At 69.3% G+C, this 5,691-nt stretch carries 5 protein-coding genes; 2 read left to right on the forward strand and 3 right to left on the reverse strand.

Annotated features, from left to right (window positions below):
* Positions 1 to 129: 129 nt before the first annotated feature.
* On the reverse strand, positions 130 to 1,683 hold the full coding sequence (locus MJ783_RS12890) for a sugar ABC transporter ATP-binding protein (RefSeq protein ID WP_239310665.1): 1,554 nt from the start codon (positions 1,681 to 1,683) through the stop codon (positions 130 to 132).
* Positions 1,684 to 2,076: 393 nt separating this feature from the next.
* Positions 2,077 to 3,204 (reverse strand): substrate-binding domain-containing protein, encoded by a 1,128-nt coding sequence (locus MJ783_RS12895; RefSeq protein WP_239310666.1) that lies wholly within the window; start codon positions 3,202 to 3,204, stop codon positions 2,077 to 2,079.
* A 628-nt stretch (positions 3,205 to 3,832) separates the two neighbouring features.
* Between MJ783_RS12895 and MJ783_RS23680 the strand changes: the two genes are divergently transcribed.
* Positions 3,833 to 3,982 (forward strand): hypothetical protein, encoded by a 150-nt coding sequence (locus MJ783_RS23680; RefSeq protein ID WP_308194847.1) that lies wholly within the window; start codon positions 3,833 to 3,835, stop codon positions 3,980 to 3,982.
* Positions 3,983 to 4,434: 452 nt separating this feature from the next.
* Here MJ783_RS23680 and MJ783_RS12905 read toward each other — a convergent pair whose 3' ends face one another.
* Positions 4,435 to 4,923 (reverse strand): hypothetical protein, encoded by a 489-nt coding sequence (locus MJ783_RS12905; protein WP_239310668.1) that lies wholly within the window; start codon positions 4,921 to 4,923, stop codon positions 4,435 to 4,437.
* Positions 4,924 to 5,120: 197 nt separating this feature from the next.
* Between MJ783_RS12905 and MJ783_RS12910 the strand changes: the two genes are divergently transcribed.
* Positions 5,121 to 5,690 carry an HdeD family acid-resistance protein gene (locus MJ783_RS12910; RefSeq protein ID WP_239310669.1) on the forward strand — a complete coding sequence of 190 codons (570 nt, stop codon included), beginning with the start codon at positions 5,121 to 5,123 and terminating at the stop codon, positions 5,688 to 5,690.
* Position 5,691: the final 1 nt, after the last annotated feature.

Raw genomic sequence — 5,691 nt, forward strand, 5'->3', positions numbered from 1 at the left:
GCGGCGCGGCCGGCCGCGGGAGCGCTGACCGCGGGGCTGGGACCGGTTTCTAACGACATGGCACTACCTCGAAAGAAAGTAGGAGACGAAGGCGGTTTCGCGCACACGACCGCCGGGCGGGCCGGGGGGTCACGGCGTTCCCAGCGATACCTGTGCATGATCAATGGCTTCCGGTGAAAGGTCGACGCCCCGGCGCAGGGTGCGCGCGACACGTCCGTGGCTCAGGACGTGGACACGGTCGGCCAGGCGGGCCAGCTCCTCGCTGTCGGTCGAGACCAGCAGGACCGCCGTGCCCGCGTCCGCGCTGCGCTCGATGATGCCGTGGACCTGATCACGCGCCTTCACGTCGATGCCGGCGGTCGGATCGTCGAGCACGAGTGCCTTCGGGGACAGACGCAGCGCACGGGCGACAAGCACCTTCTGCTGGTTACCACCGGACAGGCTTGTGATGGGTGCGTCCACGCCACGGGTCACGATCCCGAACTCGTCGACCCACCTGCGTACCTCCTGACGTTCGGAGCCGGCGTGGATGTAGCCGCACCGGACGTGGCGGCGCAGCGATCCCATGGTCAGGTTCTGGCGGACCGTCAGGTCGGCGAAGGTGCCGTAGCGCGCCCGTTCCCCCGGCACGAAGGCCAGGCGGGCGGCCATGGCCGCGGCGGGACGCGCTGGCGGGACGGCGACACCGTCCACGGACACGCGGCCCGCCCGGGGCAGCCGTCCGCTGAGCATCGCGCCCAGCGCCTCACGGCCCGACCCGGTCAGGCCGGCGATCCCGACGATCTCCCCGCGGCGCACGGTGGTGGACACCTCGGTCACGGTTCCCCCGGCGATTCCCACGAGTTCCAGCACGGCGGGGCCGGCCGCCTCGGCCGTCTCCTCGCGCCCGGCCGAGATGACCAGATCGTGACCGACCATCAGCCGGCCGAGGGTGTCGTGGTCCATGCCGGCGGCGTCCACCGATGCGGCCTTCCGGCCGTCGCGCAGGACCGTGATGCGGTCGGCGATGTCGAGGACCTCGTCGAGGTGGTGCGAGACGATGAGCACGCTGTGCCCGGCGTCTCGCAGCCGCCGGATCGTCGCCAGCAGCCGGTCCACGTCGGCCGCGGGCAGCGCGGCGGTCGGCTCGTCGAGCACCAGCACGGCGTTGCCCTGGTCCGGTTCGGGCAGCGCCCGCGCGATCGCGAGACCGGTGCGGTCGGCCAGCCCCAGCTCGCCCACGGGGGCGCGGACGTCGATGTCGAGCCCGACCCGCGCCACCCGCTCCTGCGCCCGCCGCCGGGCCTCCCGCCAGCGGATCCGGCCGAGGAAGCCGCGCGGGTAGGACAGCCCCAGCATCAGGTTCTCCACCGCGCTGAGGTCGAGGAGGAGCCCCAGATCCTGGTGGACGAAACGGATCCCGGCGTCGTGTGCCGCCGCCGCTCCCAGCTGCAACGGCACGCCCCGCACCACGACGCTGCCACCCGGGTCCGGGCGGTGGTACCCGGCCAGGATCTTGATCAGAGTGGACTTGCCCGAGCCGTTCTGCCCGACGAGGGCGTGCACCCGGCCCTCGTCGAGGGTGAGGTCGACACGATCGAGGACGACCTGCCCGGAAAACGTCTTGGACAGCGTGCGGATGTCCAGGGCCGGCGTGTTCACCCGGTCCGCCCGCGAAGCTGTCCCACCCGCACCATCGCTCACCTGGCCCACTGCTTTCACATTGCTGTCGGATTATGCCGTCAGGCCGCTTGTCACCCGGTTGTCACCCGGTTGTTGGACAGTTGTCGGCTGGCGGTGGCCGCCGCTCGGGAACTCCACCGTGGTTCAGGCCTCCCGCGGCACCGGAAAAGGCACCGCGGGAAGGCCCGGCACACCGGGCTGGTGGCCCCGGACGGACGCCGCCGGAATTCCTGTCAGGTTCAACCGGGGGCTAGGGCGTGTCTGATGGATCTTCGATCGTGCGGATCAATGCCCAGAAGGCGTCCTGCGGCGTTGTCGTCGGTCCGGATAGAACACCGCTATCCGGGCCTCCTCCGCCTTGCAGGCCACTTTCTGGATCATCGCCCACATCGACCAACATCCATCAGACACGCCCTAGCGGCCCCACAGCTTCTTGAACGTGTCCTTGAAGCCGGTCGGGCCGGGCCAGCCGTACTTCTCGTCCACGAGGGGCTTCGCCTGGTCGGGCGTGGTCACAAGATAGAAGGGCGTGACGGCGGCCTTGCGCTCGTCCGGCAGCGACCACTGGTCGACCGCGACACGAGCCATCTGGTCCACCATCGTCCACATCGCGAGCTCCTGTGGGAGCGCGCTCCACGCCGCCGAGGTGCCGTTGACGACCTCGGTGAACTGTGGCTGCGCGCCCTGGGTGCCGACCAGCTTCACCTTGCCGAGCATCCCGGCTGTCTTCAGGACGGCCGGGACGCCCTTCTCCAGGCCGTTGTAGGTGAAGTAGACGTAGTTGACGCCGGGATTTGCCTGCAGGTAGGAGGAGATGTTCTGCGGCACGGCGCCACCGGCGAGATCGTTGACCGTCGTCTCAAGGACGTGAACCTTGCAGGTGGGGCAGTTCTTGGCGAGCTCCGCCCGCATCCCGTCGGCCTGTGCCGTCAGGATGGGGTAGGAGGGGATCGTCACCAGCAGGACGTCGGCCTTCCCGTTCGAGTCCGTGGCTACGAAGTCGGCTATCGCGCCGCCGGTGATGCCGGCCGCGGAGCCGTCGGTGCAGTCCGCGTAGAGGTTGTTACCCGGTCCCGCGGGCACGTCCGTGGAATAGCACATGAACAGCGGGATGCCCTTGGACTTCGCCTGGTTCATCTGCTGCTTGAACAGGTCGACGGGGTAACCGGTGGTGGCGATGTAGTCCACGCCCGCGTCGATGGCCTGTTGGACGGCCGAGCCCGGGTCGGTGGCGGTGGCGCTCAGCGTGGTCAGGTTCCAGCCCAGGGCCGCGGTGGCGTCCTTGACGAAGCCGGCCAGGATGGCGCAGTTCGGGTCCGCGCACTGGACGAAGGCAACCTTCTTCTTCGGCGGGGCCGACGTCAGCGGCGTGGACTGGACAATGCTCGTCGGCTGCGTCAGATAGTTGGCGAGGTTCGCCTTGGCCGCGGCTAAGGACGTGTCGGAGGCTGGCGTCTGGCCTGTCGCCGGTGCCGTCGAGCCCGCATTGTCTGCGCAGGCCGCGAGGACTAGCGCGAGGGCCGCGCCGACGACGAGCGGCATTATTCTTCGAGAACCACGATGCATGTGATTACCCCGTCGCTCCGTGAGGGGAAAGGCCGGCAGCCGGACGAACAGCCGGCACCAGCCGGCTATCGTCTCGGAATAGCGTCGCCGAGTGATAAAAAATCAGTTGGAAAACAGTTGGGTGTGGGGCGGGGCTGTCGCCACCGACAGATCTGGATACCGAGTCAAGGCCAGATCAAGTGCCAGGAAAAGTATTCCTCGGCATGCTCGCTGTCAAGGACATGCTCGGCGGCCCGTTCCTGGAGGTTCACCGGGAATCGGACGCGCCCAGCCGCCGTCCAGGCACCATGACCACATACGAGGCGTTCCCTCCCCTCCCCGGCCGGCGGACCGGACACGCGGGCCGAAGATGCGCCCGAGGTGCCCGAGGTGCCCCCACACCGGCCCGTGGTCCACGTCACACGGGAACCATAAACGTCATAACGATTAACCGCAAGGGGAGCGGCGCGGGGAGAGCGCGCATCGCCCGTCCCCCAGACGCCGACCTGCGCAACAGCACCCTTGCGACGCTCTTGCCGCTAACTCATCATGAGGAATACAGTCTCACTCCGCGACCGGGGCGACGCGATGGCAGCGCGCCTGCGGACACCGGGAGGCGGCGGGTGTGCCGGGAAACATCGAGGCGCTCGGCCGCGTCCTCGGTCAGGCCGCGTCCTCAGTCAACCGGGTGCGCGCGGGAATCGCTGCCCACCACCAGCAGCTTACCGGGAGCCCGTTCACCATTGGTCAGCCAGTAACCGCCATCGCGATGTAAACCGACCTGATCGGGCGGAGCGCACCTGCCGTCAACCCGGTGGGTGTCAAAGCCGGTGCTCACCCCGGCGAAGGTCTCGTGACAGCTCGGGCAGTGGGCGGCGCTCAACGCCGTCCACCGGACACCGCATCGCCCGCAGCTCAACAGAGTCGGACGGTCGTAATCGACGTCCCGACCAGCCACTGGCTCGCTCCCTCACCCGTCCGACCCCGCATCCGCCACGGACCATGATGCGGTGGCCGGCGATCGAAGGCGCAGGCAGGGGCGGCCAGCCATGCGATACCTCGCATGGTAATGCGGCCCCAACGGGCCGCCCCGGTATCGACGCATGGTTGTCCGGCGACCGGGTGGCCCGGTCGCCGGACAACCATGCTCACGTCTGCCGGGGACCAACCCTCATAGAGATCATCAGGGCAGGCTGGCGGACACCGCCGTGATCCTGTCGATCGCTGTCACCCGGCGAACCCACCGCCGCTACCGCTACCACCGCCGGTCGTGGGACCGGACCCGGAGCCGGTGGCGCCGGACAGCGCGTCCGCGGCGCTGGACAGCGCACCGCGGGTGATGTCCAGCGCGGCATGCGCGACATCGTTGGCGGTGTTCTTGCCGGTGCTACCGGGGTCGGTGGCCGCATCGCCGCCGCTACCGGGGCTGGTGTTGTTTCCCGCGGGGGAGCCAACGCCTGGAGCAGGGGTGGTGCTGGCGCTGGTGTTGATCCCACCGGCGCCGGAGGCCGCGTTCGCGGCGCTGGACAGCGCGCCGCGGGTGATGTCGATGGCAACGCGGGACACATTGCCGGCCGCACCGGCCGCCGTGGCGCCCGGGTCACCACCAGCGGCCGTCGGGGAGGGGAAGGCGCTGGCCGGAGCCGCGCCCAGGAGCGCGGCGAGCACCCCGGTGACGGTGATGACACCGGCACGCCGCAGGGTTCTGGCGGTCATGCTTGCCCCCAGCAGATATCCGTAGTGGACGTTTCCTGGAACCGTAGATCGATACGTGAGGGGAAGGGGTCACATACCGGGCACTGTGGCAAGGGTTTCATCACAACCGATCCCATCGAGTCATCCGCACGCTCCCGGGGACTGGGGCGGCCGAGAGGAGGGAACACCATCGGTGAGACAACGGACGCGGGGAGGCCATGATGTCCAGGACAGCGACGGACCATCGGATACATGGTGACGCCGCCGCGGGCGCGGTGTGGGCTGTCCTGCTTGTCCTGGGCATCGCTGTGACCACGCTCGGCGTCGCGCTGGTCGCCAACCCGTCCAGCTCGGCGGACACCCTGGCCATCCTGGTCGGGCTGGCCCTGGTGCTCACCGGGATCACCGAGGTGCTCGCGGCGGGACGGGCGACGGAGCCCGCCCTGGCGGCCGTGTTCGGCGTTCTGCTGGTGGTGGGCGGGATCGTGGCGCTGGCCTGGCCTGATGTGACCCTTTGGACACTGGCCATAGTCGTCGGTGTGTCCCTCATGGTGGCCGGGCTCATCCGGTTGGTCATTGCCGCGGCCGCTCCGGCGGGGGAGCCCGGACGCGGGCGGGCCGTGGCCGTCGCGATCCTGTGCGTGATCGCCGGTATCGTGGCCGTGTCCTGGCCGTCAGCGACCGTGTTCGTCCTGGCCGTGATCTTCGGAATCTGGGTGATCGTTCACGGGGTCACACAGATCCTCCTTGCCCTGGGCCTCCGCCGGGCGCTACAGGCCAGCCACTGAC

Origin of the sequence: Protofrankia sp. Cj3, from assembly GCF_917627355.1 — a bacterium.
Classification (GTDB): Bacteria; Actinomycetota; Actinomycetes; order Frankiales; family Frankiaceae; genus Protofrankia.